This is a genomic window from Desulfocucumis palustris (genome assembly GCF_002933875.1).
GTDB lineage: Bacteria > Bacillota > Desulfotomaculia > Desulfotomaculales > Desulfocucumaceae > Desulfocucumis > Desulfocucumis palustris.
On sequence record NZ_BFAV01000073.1, the window covers coordinates 1 to 15,681 of the forward strand.

The window sequence follows — 15,681 nt, forward strand, 5'->3', positions numbered from 1 at the left end:
GTGGCAAGGCCTCAAGCGGAGGCGTACTCATAGTACGTCGAGCATTGAGGCCGCAGCCGCAACGCAGCAGATGGACTTTTTCAACGGCCTCCTAGACGGTGTTAAAGCCTCCTGTCTTTGAACGGGCGGGAGGCTTTAATGAAAAAAAAAAGGATATGATGTAAAAGTGACAATAAACGAGCAATCCTCCGATCCCAAAGGACTTATTTTTAATATACAGAGATATTCAACAGAAGACGGCCCGGGGATAAGAACCACCGTTTTTTTAAAGGGTTGCCCACTAAGCTGCCTGTGGTGCAGTAACCCGGAGTCGCAGCTGCATAAACCGCAGATGCTTTATTTCAAGAATACCTGTGTAAAATGCTACAGTTGTGTGGAAGTGTGCCCCACCGGGGCCAATCAAAAAAAGGAAGACGGCTCCCTATGGGTGGACCGTGAGCTTTGTACCGGCTGCGGCGCCTGTGTCCAGGCCTGCCTGGCCAATGCCAGGTCTGTTTCCGGAAATTGGATGACAGTAAGCGAAGTCTTTGACATTGTGAGCAAGGATTCCTTGTACTATGCGAATTCCGGTGGCGGTATAACGCTGGGTGGCGGAGAGTGCACCTCCCAGCCGAAATTTGCATTGGAACTTTTGAGCAGGTGCTACGATCGGGGTATCCATACCTGCATTGATACCTGCGGGTATACGCCCTGGAGTGTGTTGGAGGAGATATTAAAAAAGGTGGATTTGGTGCTGTTTGACATAAAACACCTGGATTCCCGCAAACACAAAGAATATACAGGTGTGGACAACCAGCTCATTTTGGATAACGCGGCTAAAATTAAAAAAATGGGTAAAGAAATTATAATCAGGATTCCCCTGATACCGGGCTATAATTTTGATGAAAAAAATATTACGGCCGCTGGGCGGTTTATGAAGTTATGGGGGCTGGAAAGGGTGGATATACTTCCCTATCACCGGCTGGGCGTAAGCAAGTATTATGCCCTTGGCCAGGGATACCCGCTCGAAGAGCTGAAGTCTTTAAGTAAGGAGGAAATTCAAGAAGCCGTCAAAATACTGGAGTCCTTTGGACTAAATGTCGGTGTGGTTTAAGTGTAGTGATAACCTGCGCAGTTAGTAGGGTTCAAGCCCGTCATCGCCCACCACTATAAAAGACTTCCGTGAGACGGAGGTCTTTTGCTGTCTATTAAACAAAGAACTATTTCACAAATATATGAAGGAATTATTATCTAAATAGAAGAAAGAGATTATGTAAGATCTGGTTTGCACGGCTCCTTAAAAGATAACGGCAGTGATACCACCCTGAAAATTTGATTTTTGCGACATTTGAGAACCGTCCCCTGTCGCATTCCCTAAATGTGAAGAAGGAGCAATGCCAGCAACAGTGCGGCCAGCCAGCAGTGGATTCTGGATTTTTGGTTTTTATGGCGGTAGTATAGCGCCAGCAGGCAAATTGCCAGCAGAACGGCCCAGGCGAGGACTCCGGTGCTAATCATTTCCGCGTGACGGCCCCTGGCTCCCCAGCCCCGGCCGGGCCGCCAGGTAAGTGCCAGCAGACCGTGCAATGTAAGAATAGCCAGGCTGGCCAGGGCGATATAATGATGGTGGCGGCGCAAAAAAATCCACGGCTCCCGCCGGGCGCGGCAATATTTCAGCAACAGCGGGGCCAGGGCTGAGGCTATCAGCAAGAGTCCCAGCCAGCCCAATAGTTCCAACATGGTTCCTCCTTATTAAAGCGGCCGCCCCTGTTTGGTCAATGGGGCCGCTGAAGCACTTTGACGTTTTCCGGCAGGGTGGGAAGCTGTATTTCCATGGGCAGGCTTACGTGGTCCCTTTTGTCCAAATCACGGAAAAATCCCTGGACAATTATTTTATTGCCGAACTGGATGAGATAGGGAAGGTTCGCGTCCAGGTCAAAGAAACCTGTGCAAACCTCACCCTCCACCAATCTTGCAGGCAGTGCCGGACGGGATATTTCCCCGCTGGAGGGCGGTACGATAATTTTTTTTCCATCCGGGGTTATTATCCCGAAAACGGTAACGGTGGCCGGTTTTTTTCCGGTGTTTAGAGCTGTTATAATAATTAAGTTCTGGGTAAAGCCCCGTTCCTCGCTTCTTTCCGCCGATACCTTGATATTCGGGCGGGTTTGTTTAACAAGCAGATACAGAACGTAAGTAGAGATTATGGCCGCATATACGGTCAGTATTTGACGGGCGTAATCCACCATAAAAATTAATTCATTGGAGTCGAAATGCATCTTATATATACCCTCCGCAGCTAACGGAAATTGGACTAAATAATCAGATATTTTCTTTTCCGCCGGTCTTTAAGCAAGGGCGGCCGGCTGCAATTTTATCTATTTTAATTATATATTCTATTTAATTACCCGCTAACCTTTTTTATTTTAGGATATTGTGGGGGGCGACGGCGCCTCCCCGGCCCGCTCCGACCCTATTTAAAAACTATTTTTAAAACATCCTGGGAAATTTGTACCCGGGATAATTTTCGGGGCATTTCTTCAAGGAAGATAACCTTTTCCGGCGACATTTCGGCCATCACCCTCCGGGATACGGGAACGCCGTCCAATAGCAGGGAGTCCGGCAGGAAGCTGATACCTTCCTGTTTTTCTGAAACCAGCACTCTGCCGCTTATTTGGAATCCCCACCGGCCGGTGCTGTCTTTTCCGGTAAAGGTTATTCTGTCAGGCTGCAGATTAACTGTTATATCTTTCAGCCGGGACCCGCCGGAGGAGGCAATGGCTCTGTTAAGGGTGGATTCGGCGTACTCCACCGTAATACCCCCCAGGCTGAAATTTATCCTGTCCGGGGTAATGGACTGTTTTGAAAGGGATATGAAGCTGTCCGCCAGGAGGCTTAACACATCAGTGGAATAGTACCATCCTTTTTCCATTTGGTAAATGGCTTCCGCCAGTCCGGCTGAACGGCTTTTAATCTCACTGTACATTGATTCGCGGCTTTTTTTCAGGTCTTGCAAGGCACGCAGCTGCTTGTCCAGGGTCTCCAGCTGGTTGATAAGCTGGAATTCGGTTTTGTGAAGCGCTTTTTCCTTTTCCCCGGCCAGGGCCGCGCAGCGGGAGGCATCCCTGAAAGCGGCGGTTTCCCGGGCAATGATTTCCGCCACCAGGAATATCCTGTTGATGAATTCGGCAAAGTTTGAAGAGTTGAATAAAACATCCAGATAAGTCCCATAACCCTGGATATACTGAAATTTGAGCCAGTGGGACAAACGGTCCAGCCCGGCTTTTTTCCGGGCTTGCGCCGCCAGATAATCACGGTACGCCAAATCCTTCCGGATTCTTGTGCCGGCGATATCGTTTTGCAGTTTTTTTATCCGGTTGTCTTCCCGGCGTATTTTAAAATTCAAAATAAATATTTCCTCGGCCAGCGCCTTTTCAGCAGCGCCCAATTCCCGCAAGCTGTCCTGGGCCTGTACCCTTTCCCGGGCTGCCGCAAGTCCGGCGGATGGAGTCAACACCAATATAAATACCGCGGCCATGAGGAATATGGCGGAAAAAAAGGCCGCCGGAATGAGGCTGGTTATGTATTTGCAATTAACGTTGTTCAACATCAATCCCTCCGGCGCCGTACTGGTACTAGTTTACTCCAGTTATGTTTCTGTTGGAATACGGATATTGGGCAAGGAGGTAACATTTTGTCTGCTGAAGTAAATAATATGTCCACCCCCCTGGGAACGGTGACCATTAATGGGCCTGTAACCGGAAAAGAATTGGCCGCCAAGGTGCTGGACAATCAATTAAGCAATTTCCGCCCTGCCGGGCTGCAGCAGGAAGCATTAATAAAAATAACCGAAATGCCCCGGGGAAGGATATATACCGCCTGCCGGGAAAACACGGTCATCGGTTACGTGGCCTTTCACCTGCCGGATGAATGCAGCCGCTGGTGCCGCAACCCCAGAATACAGGAACTGGGCGGAATAGAAGTGGCCAGGGACTGGAGGTGTCTCGGTGTGGGCAGCTCCTTGCTGGATTATATTTTTAAGGATGATTACTGGGAGGAATACCTGGTTATCACCACGGAATATTTTCGCCACTGGGACTTGAAAGGAAACAGCCTTACCGTTTGGCAGTATCGCAACCTGCTGGACAAATTTTTCGGCAGGGCCGGATTTATAGTAAAATATACTACGGACCCGGATATACTGGAGCATCCGGCCAACGTGCTGATGTGCAGGGTTGGCTGCAGGGTGCCCGTTGATGATTTGATGAGCTTCGAGGAACTGTCCACCGGGAGGTTTTATTAAATACTGGAGGGTTTTGATTTTGGAGCTTACTCGGAGACTGGCCGCCATAGCCGAATTCATACCGCCCGGTTTGGTGGTGGCCGATATTGGGACAGACCACGCCCGTTTACCCATGAATCTGGTTTTAAGCGGCAGAAATCCCAGGGTAATTGCCACCGATTTAAACGAGAAACCATACCGGGGCGCGTATTCCGCCGTTGCAGGCAAAAACTTGACCGGGGCCGTGGATGTGCGCCTGGGGGACGGTCTGCGGGCGCTATCCCCGGGTGAGGCCCAGGTGATAGTAATTGCCGGGATGGGCGGTAATACCATTGTTAAAATACTGGAGGATTCCAGGGGTGTGCTGGCCCAGGCCAGGCGCATGGTGCTGCAGCCCATGGCCGATGCCGGGGATTTGAGGCTTTGGCTGGCCGGCAACGGCTGGAAACTGGTGGCCGAAAAACTGGTGGTGGAGGATGGCCGGATATACCCTGTTATCGTGGCCGAGCCCGGGGTGGAAACGGAAACCGATATGTTTAATTTGGAAATCGGTCCAAAACTTTTGGAAAACGGCGAGCCCCTGCTGGAGGCTTATCTGGAAAAAATTAAAGCCGATTACCAGAAAATATTAAGTGGCTTGGCCCGCAGCCGCAGCAGGGATTCCCGGGAAAAGGCCATTATGCTCACCTCAAAATTAACCAGGGTTAGGGAGTTGTTGTGCAGATGCAGGCAAAATGTAAAATGATATTCGGTATTGTGGAGAAGCTTGCCCCCGCCGGTCTGGCCATGGAGTGGGACAACTGCGGACTTCAGGTGGGAGACCCCGAGGCTGAGGTAACCGGGGTTCTGCTGGCTTTGGATGCTGATTTGGATGTATGCAGGGAGGCGGCGGAAAAGAACTGCCAGCTTATTATTACCCACCATCCTCTTTTCTTTAAGCAATTAAAACAGATTAACCTGCAAAGCCCCCAGGGTGAACTGGTGGCCGCATTAATTAAAAACGGCATAGCCCTCTATTCCGCCCATACCAATCTTGACAGCGCCGGGGGCGGGGTTAATGACTGCCTGGCCGGCTTGCTGGGACTGGAGCGCACCAGCCCGCTGAAAGCAGCCGGGCCGGAGGGCTTGCTCAAATTTGTGGTATTTGTGCCGTCAGGACATGAGGACAGGGTAAGGGAAGCGGTCTGCCGGGCCGGAGCCGGCTGGATAGGCAATTACAGCGATTGCACCTTCCAGACCCTTGGAACCGGCACTTTCCGGCCCCGGGAAGGAACAAACCCATTTATCGGAAAACAGGGAGACCTTGAAAAGGTTGAGGAAATAAGGCTGGAAACCATTGTTCCGGAAAGGCTGGCCCCTGTGGTGGTGGAAGCTGCATTGGAGGCGCACCCCTACGAGGAGGTTGCCTATGATTTATACCCCTTAAAAATAAAAAACACCAGTGCCGGCCTGGGCCGGATCGGTGAATTGAAACATCCTGTCACTTTGGGACAAATGGCCGCGGAGGTTAAAAAGATACTGGGCCTGACCCATGTCCGGGCCGGCGGCGATGCCGGCGGGACTATTGCCAGAGTGGCCCTGTGCGGGGGTTCCGGCGCCGACTTATGGCCGCTGGCCAGGGCTGCCGGGGCGGATGTGCTCATTACCGGGGACGTGGGCTACCACCCGGCCAGGGATATGGTGCAGTCCGGCTTTAGCTTTATAGATGCGGGACATTACGGCACCGAGAGGGTTGTCCTGCCCGCGCTGAAGGAATTTCTGGAAGAAAATTGCCGGCTCCGGGAGCTTGAGGTCCGGGTCCATATAACCGGCATCAACGGGGATCCTTATGTCCTATACTAATCGGCCGGACCCCTTACCGTTTGTTTAGTTTGATTATGTCCGCCAGCTTTTTAAGGGTGGATAATCTTTTGCTGTCGTACAGGTGCTTTTGCCTGAAATAATTATATTTGGAATCATTGCTGTTTAGCCAGGACTCTCTGACTTTAAGGGACAGTTCCAGTTCGCGGATCTCCTTTTCCAAAACGTTCAGGTCCATTGCCGTGCTCATGGCAGCACCTCCTCATGCTATTTATTCGAAAAATTCACAAAATGTCCTGCCTGAATCCATAAAAAATTTAGAAAAAAGTTGGTATAGGTATAATAGCCGGTGGCTTTCCCAATGAAGGGCTGAAGAAGGCCGTGCGCCGGACTAATAAGCCGGCGGCTTTGTGCCGCCGGCTTATTAGTGATTTCGCTTATGCCTTGTGGGGTCCAGGAGTTTCTTTTGGCGTGTCTTTCCTGGAGAGCGCGTTGGTGATGGGATTTAGAACAAGGGCCAGCACAAAGGCCAGCGCCAGCACCCCGACCATCATTACCGCCCCGTGGACGTAGTACCATAACAGCAGGTATCCGGTGGACAGAATAATGGACAAGATCATAAGGGGAAAGGCTACTTTCATAAAGCCCACGAAGCTGATGTGGAAGCCCCTTTTTTCCGCCATTCCGATAACCACCACGTTGGCGGAGGCCCCAATTATGGTGCCGTTGCCCCCCAGGCAGGCGCCCAGGGAAAGGGACCACCACAGCAGGTTAAGGTTATCTATTCCTCCCAGGCGTCCCATATCCTGAATAAGGGGTATCATGGTGGCCACAAAGGGGATATTGTCCACAAAGGCCGAGGCTATGGCGGATATCCACAGTATCAGCATGGCTGTTGGAACCATCTGGCCGCCGGTAATATCCAGGGACAGCTTGGCCACGGCTTCAATGACTCCCACATGTTCCAGGGCGCCAACCAGTATGAACAGCCCCACAAAGAAGAATATTACCGGCCATTCCACGGCGTGCAGCACATGTTCCGGGTCTTCCCTGGAGAGCAGCAGCAAAAGGCTGGCTCCACTTAAAGCGATTACCGATGATTCCAGGTGCACGAACTGGTGCAGAATGAAACCAGAAATGGTCAGGGCCAGTACGAGCAGACATTTTCTAAGCAGGGCCGGATCCTTTATTTCATCCTTTTCATTAAGGGACATTATATCCTTTTGCAGCTCCGGTTTGGTAATAAGCTGTTTTCTGTATATAATCCGTAAAAAAAATATGGTAAAAACGTATGTCACGGCGATGACCGGGGTGAGGTTGAGCATGAAATCCACGAAACCCAGTCCGGTGGCGCTGCCGATCATAATGTTGGGGGGGTCTCCGATGAGGGTCGCCGTGCCGCCGATGTTGGATGCCAGTATTTCGGCGATCAATACCGGCAGGGGGTCGATCTCAAGTTTTTTGGCGATGGCAAAGGTGACGGGCACGATTAGCAGAACGGTGGTCACATTGTCCAGAAAGGCGGAAAGCACCGCGGTGACCAGGGCCAGGGCCGCCATAATTTTCAGGGGCTGGCCCTGGGAGTGTTTGGCAGCCTTAATGGCCAGATATTCAAATACCCCGGTCTGTCTGGTTATTCCCACTATAATCATCATACCCACCAGAAGGCCTATGGTGTTGAAATCTATGGCTTCCACGGCCTGCTCCGGGCTTAATATTTTGGTCAGGGCTATCAGACCCGCTCCCACCAGGGCCACCACCGTGCGGTGGATTTTTTCGGATACTATGATTCCATAGGTAAGCAGAAATATCGCCGTGGCAAATAATGCCTGGGTGCTTTCAGACAAAGCGACAACCTCCTTAAAGGCATCTAAATAGGTAAAGGCGGATTGTATTTAATTATAACCGGCCCGGGATAACATGGAAAGTATCCCGGACCGGCAATTTCGATTTTTTAAAATAATTTGTCGGATTTATTTCACCAGGGGGCCCATACCTATCAGCGGCCAGTAGGTAAACATGAATATAAGCAGTAAAACAAGTATCAGTATGCTGCCCAGTATGCCGTACTTGAAAAATTCCCCGGTACTGAACTGTTTCGACTCATAGGCTATGGCGTTTGGCGCGGCGCCTATCAGCAGTATGAAAGGCATGCCCGCCATGGACACCGAGGCGTAAAGGACCAGTTCGGGGTTTACACCCAGGTATTTGGCGATAACCAGGGCCACCGGCAGTACGATTGATATGGCAGCCACGTTCATAATGAAGTTGGTCAGCGCCATTACCAGGAGGGAAATGCCCATCACGAATACCACCCAGGGAGCGCCTTGCAGCAATGAAATAAAGTTAACGGCAATCCACTCCGCGGCGCCGCTTTGCCACAGGGCGAAGCCAATGCTCATGGCGCCGCTGAAAAGCAGGACAATGTTCCAGGGTATGCTTTTTTCCAGATCCTGAACCGTCAGTATCTCCAGCATGAAGAACAGCAGGCCGGCTACCAGCAGGGGTATGGAGCGGTCGATGGCTTTAAGCGCGGGGATAAAGGACTGCAGCACCAGCACGGACAGCGCTCCGGCCACCAGTATCAGCACGGTTATTTCCTGCTTTGTGATGGGGCCCAGTTCGGAGTAAAGGGTCACAGCTTTTTCTTTTATCCCGTGAATCCTGCTTTTTTCCGGTTTTAGCACTGTAATCAGCAACAACCAGATTAAAATCACGCTTACCCAGGCAAAGGGCAGCAGGTGCTCGGAGAAAGCGATAAAGGACACGTCCTGGCCGGTGAACTCTTTGAAAAATCCCACTGCCGCGGGGTTGCGCGCGCCGCCCATCATGGTGGCTATGCTGCCGGCCCCGGCTGTATAGGCCATGCCTATAAACATGGCCTTGCCGAATTTGGTGGGTTTGTCTCCTTCTCCATACAGGGCCAGTATGGCCATCATGATGGGAAACATGGTGGCGGCCACCGCGGTGTGGGCCATCAGGTGGGTGAGGGCCGCCGTTATTACAAATACACCCAGAAGTATCTTGCGGGTATCTTCCCCGACCACCGACAGCATTTTATACGCTATGCGCTTGGTAATGCCGGCCTTGGTAAAGGCCAGGCCCACCAGCAGGGAACCCAGTATGAACATAACCGTGGGGTCCATAAAATCCTTCATGGCTTCCTTAGCGGTGCGAATACCGAATAGGGGCTGGAAAACCCCTATGGCAATACTTGTTACGCCGATGGGGATAACTTCAAACACCCACCAGACACCGGCCAGCAGAAAAAGACCTATGGCGGCTTTACCCGCCTGGGTCAGGGGAAATTCCTTTCCCATGGGGTCAACGGCCGGTTTTAAATCCGGCAAAAAGTAAAACAGCAGTAAAAGTGCAAATCCCAAAGCAATGAAAAAGTATCTCTTGGCATTTAAACTCATTTTCCTCACCCAATCTTTCAAAATAATCTAAAGCGCCAAAAAGCAGGTGCGCGTCACCACTGGCAAAGAACGCCTTTGTGCTTTCCGGCTGACATTGCGCCTTCCCGGTTTTTTTGTCTTTGGGAGAGAGGCGTTTTGGCGGTTTCCTCCCGGCTGACTTTCCCTGGCGGATGTGAGTTGTAGTATTTTTCACATAAAATTTTTTAAAAAAAGTCCGTGTTTGGGGGCTGTTTGCTGTCCGGTCATTATATTATGTTCTCAGGCAGTGTTTTAATGGGATTAAATATTGTTTCCAGGGCGGGCGACGCATTTCCCGCGCCCCGGTTAAAACATTTAATTCCTTTGTCACCACCCTTCCTTGGTATTGTAAAGGCTGTAAATTACCCGTGCCCTTTTAGCTAACCAGTCAACTGCTCCTGATACAATTCCTTTGGGTTTATGTAAAATATCTACTTGAGAAATATTATACAAAGATAAAAAGGTTTTGGCAACACTTCTTTGCCACTACAGGGGCATGTATTAAAAAATTCTGCCAACCCAGCAGGGATAACTGACAACAGAGACCCCGCAAGACTTGTGGTTTGAGGGCTGAGAAAGCTGATGTAGGGTTAAAACCCATAATGTGTGATAAGGTACAACCTGTAGGGAGCGGCTGTTTCAAAACCCGGTTCCTGAAATTATGGGATAGGGGCAAAAAAACAAATGGGCAGTCAATGACTGCCCATTCCAACAGGCTAACGGTTTTCCGGAATATGTTTTAAATTTTTCTGGCTTGTTAATTTATGCCGGCTGACCGGGTATCCCTTCCGGCAATGGCGTTGGAGATGGGGTTAAGAATAAATGCAAGTACCACCGCCGACGCCAGCACTCCCAGCATCATGACCGGCCCGTACATGAAATGCCAGAGCAGCATGTAGCCGGTTGATAGTATTATTGACATTATCATTAGCGGAAAGGCCACTTTCATGAATCCCAGGAAGCTTATGGGCACTCCCCGTTTTTCAGCCATGCCTATCACGACCACGTTGGCGGAAGCCCCTATGATGGTGCCGTTTCCGCCCAGGCAGGCTCCCAGGGAAAGGGACCACCAGAGTAGATTGAGGTTTTCAATGCCGCCAAGTCTGCCCATGTCTTGAATTAACGGTATCATGGTGGCCACAAAGGGTATGTTGTCGATAAAGGCCGAGGCTATGGCCGATATCCACAATATCAGCATTGCGGCCGGCACCAGCTGGCCTCCGGTTATTTCCAGCGATACCTGCGCAATTTGCTCGATTACTCCCACGTGCTCCAGGGCTCCCACCAGCACGAACAGTCCCACAAAGAAAAATATGACGGGCCACTCCACGGCATGCAGGGCGTGTTCCGGGTCATCCCTGGAAAGAAGCAGCAGCAAACTGGCGCCGCTTAACGCTATCACCGAAGATTCCAGATGAACAAACTGGTGCAGCATGAAACCGGCTATGGTTAGAGTGAGTACAATCAAACATTTGCGTAAAAGGGCGGAATCTTTTATTTCGTCCTTTTCATCCAGCTCCATTATGCTCTTTTGCAACTCCGGGCTGGTAACCAGCTGCTTTCTGTAGATAATTTTAAGAAAAAATATTGTCAGTACATAGATTACCGCGATAACCGGGGTAAGATTGATCATGAAATCCAGGAATCCGAGTTTTGTGGCGCTGCCGATCATTATGTTGGGCGGGTCGCCTATCAGTGTGGCGGTGCCACCCACGTTGGAGGAGATAATTTCCACGATTAAAAAGGGTATGGGGTTTACCTGAAGTTTGTTGGCGATGGCAAAGGTAACCGGCACTATAAGCAGCACCGTGGTAACATTGTCCAGAAACGCGGACAGCACGGCGGTCACCAGGGCCAGGGCAGCCATGATTTTCAGCGGCTGTCCCTGGGAGCGTTTGGCTGCTTTGATGGCCAGGTATTCAAATACACCGGTTTGCCTGGTTATGCCCACAATAATCATCATGCCCACCAAAAGGCCAATGGTGTTGAAGTCTATGGCCTCCACGGCCTGTTCCGGGTTCAAAATTTTGGTCAGGGCCATTAACCCGGCCCCCACCAGCGCCACTACGGTACGGTGAATTTTTTCCGACACAATTATGGCGTAGGCGGCTATAAACACCGCCGTTGCGAAAACAACCTGCGTGCTTTCCGACAAGGTTCGAAACCTCCTTTGACATTTAGAAGCTTAACTACTTATTCGTCGATTAATATAATTTATTTAGCCAGGGGGCTTAATCCCACCAGAGGCCAGTAGGTAAACATAAACACCAGCAGCACCGCAAGTATCAGGAGGGTTCCGGGAATACCGAATTTGAAAAATTCACCGGTGGAAAACTGTTTTGATTCATACGCTATGGCGTTGGGCGCCGCCCCGATCAACAGAAGGAAGGGCATTCCAGCCATGGCCACGGAGGAGTACAGTACCAGCTCGGGGTTTACACCCAAATATTTGGCGATTACCAGGGCAACCGGCAGCACAATGGAAATGGCGGCAACGTTCATAATAAAGTTGGTAAGCAATCCCACCAGTATGGCTATGCCAATCACAAATATGAGCCAGTGCGAACCCTGCAGCAGAGAAATAAAGTTTACCGCGATCCATTCCGCCGCGCCTGTTTGCCACAGGGCGAAACCAATGCTCATGGCGCCGCTGAAAAGCAGCACTATGTTCCAGGGAATGCTTTTTTCCAGATCCTGAACAGTAAGTATTTCCAGTATAAAGAACAACAGCCCTGCCACCAGCAGCGGGATGGAACGGTCAATGGATTTCAGGGCCGGGATAAAGGACTGTAATATAAGCACCGACAGGGCGCCCGCCACCAGCAAAAGAACCAATAGCTCCTGTCTGGACATGGGTCCCAGCTCCGCATACAGACTTCTTGCCTTTTCCCGGATGCCGTTTATCCTTGTTTTTTCCGGTTTTAATATGGTGATCAGCATTAGCCAGATAAGCACCACGCTAACCCAGGCAACAGGCAGCAGGTGCTGGGAAAAGGCGATGAAGGATACGTCCTGGCCGGTGAATTCCTTAAAAAATCCCACCGCCGCCGGGTTGCGGGCGCCTCCCATCAGGGTGGCTATGCTGCCGGCCCCGGCGGTATAGGCCATCCCGATAAACATTGCCTTACCGAAGTTGGTGGGTTTGTTTCCTTCCCCGTATAACGCCAGTATGGCCATCATAATGGGAAACATGGTGGCCGCCACGGCGGTATGCGCCATCACGTGGGTCAGCAGTGAGGTAATCACGAATACCCCCAGCAGAATTTTACGGGTGTCTTCACCCACCAGGGACAGCATTTTATAGGCGATACGTTTTGTGATACCGGCCTTGGTGAAGGCCAGGCCCACCAGCAGGGAACCCAGTATAAACATAACCGTGGGGTCCATGAAATCTTTCATGGCGTCCTTGGCCGCGCGGATACCGAACAGGGGCTGGAAAACCCCAATGGCAATACTGGTGACGCCGATGGGGATAACCTCAAACACCCACCATACGCCTGCCAGCAGGAATAGTCCGATGGCGGCCTTACCCGCCTGGGACAGGGGAAATTCCTTTCCCATGGGGTCAACGGCGGGCTTAAATTCCGGCATAAAGTAAAACAGTAGTAATAGTGCGAATCCCAGAGCTATAAAAAATAATCTTTTGGCGTTCAAACTCATTTCCTCACCCCTCAATAAATACTGGTTGCCAATGTGGTCCGAATCGGACGGTTTTCCCTCCTCCCCGCATATTTATATAATTTTTTGTATTTGTGAAAGCCGGCCTTTTTTCAAGGATTTAGTTTTTGCTGGTCTTCCGGCTCTTGTATTCCCGCAAGGTTTTGCTGGGACATTTTTCTTTTGGCCAGCAGGGCATATTTTTCCGTGATGCGGGTTTCAATCAGTTTGGACAGGGAGACTGATATAATGCACATGTCCAGCAGCTCGTTCACACTATTGATGTAATTTTTACCTATATTTTTTATCCGGCCTGTGGACCAGTATAAAAGCCCCACTGAGCGGGATATTTGGGTAAGCAGCTCCGCCGGAGGCGGGGTAAAGCGGATAAAATCCATTGCTGCCGGGCATTTTTGAGGAAGTAAAACGGCATCAAGTGTCAGTACGGGCTCGGGAACCAGGGCCGGACGGGATGAGGAACGGTGTCCTGTGAACGGAATAATGTTTGCTTTTGAGCCGTTATCCGGATTATTGTCTGTGAATAACAATATTTTTTGGGCGTTGTGGGCTTTGCATATTTCTTCGGCAAGGGGATGCAAATTATCCGGCCGGGGCTCTTCCCCGAATATGAAATAGTTCAGGGGGAAGCCGTCGCTATCAATTAAATATCCCAGATGAACAGTGCCGGTGTTTTCTTTAAATAATAATTCTCCGGTGTACAGTATGAGCTCCGGGGATTCATCCCCGGGTGGATAATGCTTCCTCAAGAGTTCAAAGAAACCCCCGGGGTTCCCCAGACTTGCGGCTTTCTTTTCCAATTCCTTTTTCATTATCTGCTGCACCACCGCCAGAGGGCAGAGCCTTTTGGGCTGGAAAACCATTTCCAGGGCCACCAGCAGGGATACCGGGGTAATGCCGTCAGTGTGCTCATTCAGGGAACTGCAATGGTTTTGCAGAAATTTGAGTTCACTCATTACCAGCTGGATTTTCTCCGCCGGCAGGCGGCTGAGGTTGGCCAGGGTAATCAGTTCCTTTTGTTTAACTTTTGTACCTTTTCTATAGCTTTCCATAACCCTCAAATAGTGGTATTTTTTCTTCTTATATTTTGAGGTGACGATTCTGAAAAACATTTCTGATCCCCCCTGAAGGTTTGGAAGACCTATATAACCACGTAAAAAAAAAGAAAAAGGGTGGGCAGTCGCAATGACTACCCACCCAAGTAATCGAATCTTGAAACCCCCTTTAAAAGGGCCAACCGAATAGACGTTATTTAATTAACAATGTCTAAGACTCTTTTTTATAGAAAACAAATTTACTCCGTACTGATTTTCTTACCGTATGTAGCCAGCAGCCCGGAGTTCTGAAGTAAATTGATGCCGGAAGTTTGCTCCGATTCCTCCAGGTTTTTATAGCCCCTGCGCAGTTCCTCGTTAACGTTCAGCACTTCCTGGGAAAAATGAAAATGAGCGCCATTGGTGGAATCCAGTATTGCGGTCTTGTCCGGTGAATCTATCACCGAAGAAGGGGGTATATATTTATTCTCACCGACATTAACTTCGGTAACCAGCGCGCAATGGGAGACAAAACTTCCGCTTCCCAGTTCGGCCTTTAGCAAAACAGCGTTGAAGCCTATAAAACAATTGTCGCCAACCCGGCAGGGACCATGGATGACCGCCCCGTGGGCAATGCTGCAGTTGCTTCCGATAACGATGGAAGTGTTCTTCAGGCAGTGCATGATGACTCCGTCCTGGACGTTGGTGCCGCTGCCTATTATTATGGGGGAGCCCTCATCAGCCCTGATTATTGCTCCAGGGTGGATGATTACGTCATCTTCCACTATGACATTGCCAATCAGAATTGCTGTTTCATGAATGAAGGCGCTGGGACTGACGGTGGGGAACAGTTCTGTATTATGCCAGCTGGTGACGGGGCTTGATCTGTACATAGCCCGACCTCCTTCACATATAAATTAAACATAATGACAAATAATTGCAATAGTCAATTATTTGGTTGGTTAATATTTTCCCGGTCATAAGGGAAATGGTGACATAAAAATGTAATAATATTCACTTGGCTTTTTAAAAAAAATTGCCCATGTTGTCATTACTGATAAATATTTTTCTTCACAACAAGGCTCCTGCTGTGCTAAAGCCGTGCCGGCCACTGTCACCGGGGTATCCGATATTGTATTCCACCTGGTTTGTCACCATAAGTCGTCATTATGCTTGAGAAATATTATACAAGGATATTGTGCTTTTGGCAACACGAATTTTATATGTATTTCACAAGGTTTTTGTATGCAAAAAAACAACCGGGTACAAGACAGTGAAAACTTCCTGTACCCGGGCCGGGAATGATGCCGGGTGAATAAGGCGGGCAGTTTAAATATATAGGCGTAAATAGTCCTGGGCCGCTTCCTCGTTTGCTTCTTTATCTTTCCAATCTATTTCCCCGGCCGTCAGGTCCATTACCTTGACTTCTCCCCAGGCACTTGTTTTGTCAGGGAACATAAAATCACCTCCGGGA

At 50.0% G+C, this 15,681-nt stretch carries 15 protein-coding genes and 1 other annotated feature; of the genes, 4 read left to right on the plus strand and 11 right to left on the minus strand.

What is annotated here, in order from left to right; all coding sequences use genetic code 11:
- Window positions 1-166 precede the first annotated feature (166 nt).
- Complete coding sequence (locus tag DCCM_RS05675; protein ID WP_207655548.1) at window positions 167-1,093, plus strand: glycyl-radical enzyme activating protein; 927 nt, start codon at window positions 167-169, stop codon at window positions 1,091-1,093.
- 260 nt (window positions 1,094-1,353) lie between these two features.
- Here DCCM_RS05675 and DCCM_RS05680 read toward each other — a convergent pair whose 3' ends face one another.
- The 3 genes from DCCM_RS05680 to DCCM_RS05690 all read right to left on the minus strand — a co-directional run bounded on the left by DCCM_RS05680 (window position 1,354) and on the right by DCCM_RS05690 (window position 3,589).
- On the minus strand, window positions 1,354-1,719 hold the full coding sequence (locus DCCM_RS05680) for a hypothetical protein (RefSeq protein ID WP_128739099.1): 366 nt from the start codon (window positions 1,717-1,719) through the stop codon (window positions 1,354-1,356).
- A gap of 35 nt (window positions 1,720-1,754) precedes the next feature.
- Window positions 1,755-2,258, minus strand: a complete 504-nt coding sequence (locus DCCM_RS05685) for a hypothetical protein (protein WP_104371474.1) — start codon at window positions 2,256-2,258, stop codon at window positions 1,755-1,757.
- Window positions 2,259-2,452: 194 nt separating this feature from the next.
- Window positions 2,453-3,589 (minus strand): coiled-coil domain-containing protein, encoded by a 1,137-nt coding sequence (locus tag DCCM_RS05690; RefSeq protein ID WP_128739101.1) that lies wholly within the window; start codon window positions 3,587-3,589, stop codon window positions 2,453-2,455.
- Window positions 3,590-3,673: 84 nt separating this feature from the next.
- Between DCCM_RS05690 and DCCM_RS05695 the strand changes: the two genes are divergently transcribed.
- From DCCM_RS05695 to DCCM_RS05705, 3 genes are read left to right on the plus strand one after another with little or no spacing between them, the layout of a single operon-like run.
- On the plus strand, window positions 3,674-4,282 hold the full coding sequence (locus tag DCCM_RS05695; RefSeq protein ID WP_231702673.1) for a GNAT family N-acetyltransferase: 609 nt from the start codon (window positions 3,674-3,676) through the stop codon (window positions 4,280-4,282).
- 19 nt (window positions 4,283-4,301) lie between these two features.
- Complete coding sequence (locus DCCM_RS05700) at window positions 4,302-5,006, plus strand: tRNA (adenine(22)-N(1))-methyltransferase (RefSeq protein ID WP_104371476.1); 705 nt, start codon at window positions 4,302-4,304, stop codon at window positions 5,004-5,006.
- Window positions 4,985-6,103, plus strand: a complete 1,119-nt coding sequence (locus DCCM_RS05705; protein ID WP_104371477.1) for a Nif3-like dinuclear metal center hexameric protein — start codon at window positions 4,985-4,987, stop codon at window positions 6,101-6,103. Before DCCM_RS05700 ends, DCCM_RS05705 begins: the two co-directional genes overlap by 22 nt.
- A gap of 13 nt (window positions 6,104-6,116) precedes the next feature.
- On the opposite strand, the gene DCCM_RS05710 is transcribed toward DCCM_RS05705, so the two are convergent.
- From DCCM_RS05710 to DCCM_RS19410, 8 genes are all read right to left on the minus strand, one after another.
- On the minus strand, window positions 6,117-6,311 hold the full coding sequence (locus tag DCCM_RS05710; protein WP_104371478.1) for a hypothetical protein: 195 nt from the start codon (window positions 6,309-6,311) through the stop codon (window positions 6,117-6,119).
- 187 nt (window positions 6,312-6,498) lie between these two features.
- Window positions 6,499-7,908: an ArsB/NhaD family transporter gene (locus DCCM_RS05715; RefSeq protein WP_104371479.1), complete on the minus strand. Its 1,410-nt coding sequence runs from the start codon at window positions 7,906-7,908 to the stop codon at window positions 6,499-6,501.
- Window positions 7,909-8,034: 126 nt separating this feature from the next.
- Entirely contained in the window at window positions 8,035-9,480 is a 1,446-nt protein-coding gene (locus DCCM_RS05720; RefSeq protein ID WP_104371480.1) for an SLC13 family permease, read from the minus strand.
- 775 nt (window positions 9,481-10,255) lie between these two features.
- Window positions 10,256-11,653: an ArsB/NhaD family transporter gene (locus DCCM_RS05725; protein ID WP_104371481.1), complete on the minus strand. Its 1,398-nt coding sequence runs from the start codon at window positions 11,651-11,653 to the stop codon at window positions 10,256-10,258.
- Window positions 11,654-11,712: 59 nt separating this feature from the next.
- Window positions 11,713-13,158 (minus strand): SLC13 family permease, encoded by a 1,446-nt coding sequence (locus DCCM_RS05730; RefSeq protein ID WP_104371482.1) that lies wholly within the window; start codon window positions 13,156-13,158, stop codon window positions 11,713-11,715.
- A gap of 110 nt (window positions 13,159-13,268) precedes the next feature.
- The gene (locus DCCM_RS05735; RefSeq protein WP_104371483.1) at window positions 13,269-14,285 is read right to left on the minus strand and encodes an IS1634 family transposase N-terminal domain-related protein; all 1,017 of its coding nucleotides are present in this window, start codon (window positions 14,283-14,285) and stop codon (window positions 13,269-13,271) included.
- 75 nt (window positions 14,286-14,360) lie between these two features.
- Window positions 14,361-14,412 (minus strand) — a sequence feature (sodium ion sensor (DUF1646 type); this cis-regulatory element may regulate processes involved in with the transportation of sodium ions).
- A 55-nt stretch (window positions 14,413-14,467) separates the two neighbouring features.
- On the minus strand, window positions 14,468-15,100 hold the full coding sequence (locus DCCM_RS05740) for an LbetaH domain-containing protein (protein WP_104371484.1): 633 nt from the start codon (window positions 15,098-15,100) through the stop codon (window positions 14,468-14,470).
- Between the two features lie 436 nt (window positions 15,101-15,536).
- Window positions 15,537-15,665, minus strand: a complete 129-nt coding sequence (locus DCCM_RS19410) for a hypothetical protein (protein WP_269433733.1) — start codon at window positions 15,663-15,665, stop codon at window positions 15,537-15,539.
- Window positions 15,666-15,681 lie beyond the last annotated feature (16 nt).

Bases quoted from the DNA above. Each gene is read 5' to 3' on its own strand.
- DCCM_RS05720 (WP_104371480.1), bottom strand. From the start codon at position 9,480: ATGAGTTTAAATGCCAAGAGATACTTTTTCATTGCTTTGGGATTTGCA.
- DCCM_RS05705 (WP_104371477.1), top strand. From the start codon at position 4,985: ATGCAGGCAAAATGTAAAATGATATTCGGTATTGTGGAGAAGCTTGCC.
- DCCM_RS19410 (WP_269433733.1), bottom strand. From the start codon at position 15,665: ATGTTCCCTGACAAAACAAGTGCCTGGGGAGAAGTCAAGGTAATGGAC.
- DCCM_RS05730 (WP_104371482.1), bottom strand. From the start codon at position 13,158: ATGAGTTTGAACGCCAAAAGATTATTTTTTATAGCTCTGGGATTCGCA.
- DCCM_RS05735 (WP_104371483.1), bottom strand. From the start codon at position 14,285: ATGTTTTTCAGAATCGTCACCTCAAAATATAAGAAGAAAAAATACCAC.
- DCCM_RS05740 (WP_104371484.1), bottom strand. From the start codon at position 15,100: ATGTACAGATCAAGCCCCGTCACCAGCTGGCATAATACAGAACTGTTC.
- DCCM_RS05680 (WP_128739099.1), bottom strand. From the start codon at position 1,719: ATGTTGGAACTATTGGGCTGGCTGGGACTCTTGCTGATAGCCTCAGCC.
- DCCM_RS05710 (WP_104371478.1), bottom strand. From the start codon at position 6,311: ATGAGCACGGCAATGGACCTGAACGTTTTGGAAAAGGAGATCCGCGAA.
- DCCM_RS05685 (WP_104371474.1), bottom strand. From the start codon at position 2,258: ATGCATTTCGACTCCAATGAATTAATTTTTATGGTGGATTACGCCCGT.
- DCCM_RS05690 (WP_128739101.1), bottom strand. From the start codon at position 3,589: ATGTTGAACAACGTTAATTGCAAATACATAACCAGCCTCATTCCGGCG.